General features: G+C 59.3%; 3 protein-coding genes. All 3 read right to left on the reverse strand.

Annotation, left to right across the window (positions count from 1 at the left end):
* Window positions 1–77: 77 nt before the first annotated feature.
* A complete protein-coding gene (locus tag ACH2EH_RS03270; protein ID WP_395138926.1) occupies window positions 78–425 on the reverse strand; it encodes a hypothetical protein in 348 nt (115 codons plus the stop codon).
* A 13-nt stretch (window positions 426–438) separates the two neighbouring features.
* Window positions 439–1,653 carry an enolase C-terminal domain-like protein gene (locus ACH2EH_RS03275; protein WP_395138928.1) on the reverse strand — a complete coding sequence of 405 codons (1,215 nt, stop codon included), beginning with the start codon at window positions 1,651–1,653 and terminating at the stop codon, window positions 439–441.
* A gap of 6 nt (window positions 1,654–1,659) precedes the next feature.
* Window positions 1,660–2,267 (reverse strand): hypothetical protein (locus ACH2EH_RS03280; RefSeq protein ID WP_395138930.1); only part of this gene is annotated, 608 nt, incomplete at its 5' end.

The following is a 2,267-nucleotide window of genomic DNA, read 5'->3' on the forward strand; positions in this document are numbered from 1 at the left end:
CCAAGCACTCCATCATGGGCTAACTCTGGTTACTGTAGATAGTGCTGTCCAAGCCTATCCCGTAGCAACTTTATGAATCAGTCCAGATACGCACGCTGACTGTAGAGCCAGGCTCCGGACAGGATCAGTAGTGCCACCCATCCGCCGAAAAGCACTCTCGTAAAAGCTACATTGCCTGGGAGAAGGAATAAAGTTGTCGTCGCTATCAAGAGAAGCCCGAGTCCCACCCATTTGAAGCGCAGGCGAATCCAGGAAATCTTCAGAAGCGCCAGCACTAGCAAAACAAAAACCGTTTCAAAAAGTAGGAAGAACCCTGCCGCTGTGTCTCCCACTTCCCCGGGATGTATGACTTTCCCCATCAGCCAGAGATGGGGAATCGGAAAGAGCCGAGCGAGGTAGGGAAGCTTTGGGGCGTTGCGTTGCATTATTTCTATGCCTTCAAAGGAGCAGATCGCTGCTTGCGCCGGGCTCTTGGGGGATTTTGCAGACGCCATCCACGACCTGTGCGGGGTGGACAAAGTGTGCTTTGAGGTGCGGGATGTGCTCCAGAAAGATGGGTTCCTGACCGAGTACAATCGCGTTGAAGAGCACGAGATGCTGGTGGAGCTGGCCCATATCCCCGACATGCGGGACGATGGGTTTCCCGAATTGTTTTGCCAGCAGGCTCACGGCCAGAAACTCGCTCACGCCCGCGAGGCGCACGGCGTCGGCTTGGACGTAGCCAATTGCATCGGCCTGGAGGTAGTTCTTGAAGACGATCCGATTCGGGAAGTGCTCGCCGGAGGCAATCTTACCGGGCACGATCCGGGTGTTGAGCCTCTGGTGCGCGAGAAGATCATCGGGGTGGGTGGGCTCCTCGATCCAGAGCGGGTTGAGTGGGGCTAGGGCGCGGCACGCTGCCTCGGCCTCGGGCAGGCTCCACTTCTGGTTGGCGTCCAGCATCAGGCTCGCCGAGTCGCCAATCGCCTCGCGCACCAGTGTGGCACGGCGCAGGTCGCGGGCCAAATCGTCGGATCCCACTTTCAGCTTCAGCGCCGTGAAGCCCGCCCCAAGGCTCTTCTTGATGTTCTGGGTAAGTTTCGCATCGTCGTAGCCCAGCCAGCCCGCCGACGTATCATAGCCCGGGTAGCCGTTGGTGAGGAAATGGGTTTGCGTGTGCGGCTGGCGTAGTAGTGTAAGAGCGTGCTCAGGCGTCAGCGCATCGTCGAGGTAGCTCAGATCTAGCGTCGCAAGAAGCGCTTCGGGCGAGAGGTCGAGGAGGAGTTTCCAGAGCGGGACGCCGCGTGACTTGGCCCAGAGATCCCAGCAGGCATTGTTGAGCGCCGCTAGTGCGAGCTGCACCACGCCCTTGTGTGGCCCGAGCCAGCGCAGCTGCGGGTGATCGGCGATGCGGCGCTGAATGATCCCGAGCTGCGCCATCAGCGCCTCGATCTCATGCCCGATCAGCGGCTCCGTGAGGAGCTGGATCGCCTGACAGACCAGCTCGTTGCCGCCGCCCAGCGTGAAGGCAAGGCCCGTGCCGGTGATGCCCCGATCCGTATGAAGCAGCGCCGTGGCGTAGCTGTAGACCGGGTTCGTGTGCAGTGCGTCGGTGCCCGCTCCTTCCGTAAGAGGGAAGCGGGCATCGCGCACGGAGAGGCGGGTGACGGTCATGAGAGGCTACTGCTTCTCGATGTAGAACCCCTCACGGGCATCCCAACTCGCCCGCTTGCGCTCCCACGGATCCACTGCAATCGGGCTTAAGCAGATGCGGACGTTTTTAAACCCAATGGGGTAGGTTGTATTGCCTGCATCACGCAGGCTCAGGCCGATCTGTGGCCAGTTGACCCAGCCTGTAGTGCCGAGCTTTGCAATCGTATCGCCTTCCGAAACACTGTCACCTGCATTGGGCACCACGGAGTTTTTCTGCAAGCTGCTGAGCAAGACCGACAGCCCCCCTCCCACATTGAGCTGGAGGAAGTTTGCACTTGTCGCAGAGGGCGGATTAGAGAGCGCGTTGATATCACTCACTGATTCCGTGAGAGTGATAATACTGCCATTAGCGGGAGCGATAATATTCTGGTTCCAGCCGAAGTAGTTGGAGCTTGTGACACTATTTTCAGGGTTGCTGAGGATCCCAGACTCATTGCGCTTATCCAGCACAACCGACCAGGCACCTATACTGGTTCCGACGCCACTGTTGCCCTGGCCGTTGGAGTCGCTGAAGCCCCCTTGGCTGATGTACCAGCGGCCGTCGGCAGGAACGCGCAGGTTGATCGGTGCGCTAC

The organism is Armatimonas sp. (assembly GCF_043760365.1).
GTDB lineage: Bacteria > Armatimonadota > Armatimonadia > Armatimonadales > Armatimonadaceae > Armatimonas.

Bases quoted from the DNA above. Each gene is read 5' to 3' on its own strand.
- ACH2EH_RS03270 (WP_395138926.1), bottom strand. From the start codon at position 425: ATGCAACGCAACGCCCCAAAGCTTCCCTACCTCGCTCGGCTCTTTCCG.
- ACH2EH_RS03275 (WP_395138928.1), bottom strand. From the start codon at position 1,653: ATGACCGTCACCCGCCTCTCCGTGCGCGATGCCCGCTTCCCTCTTACG.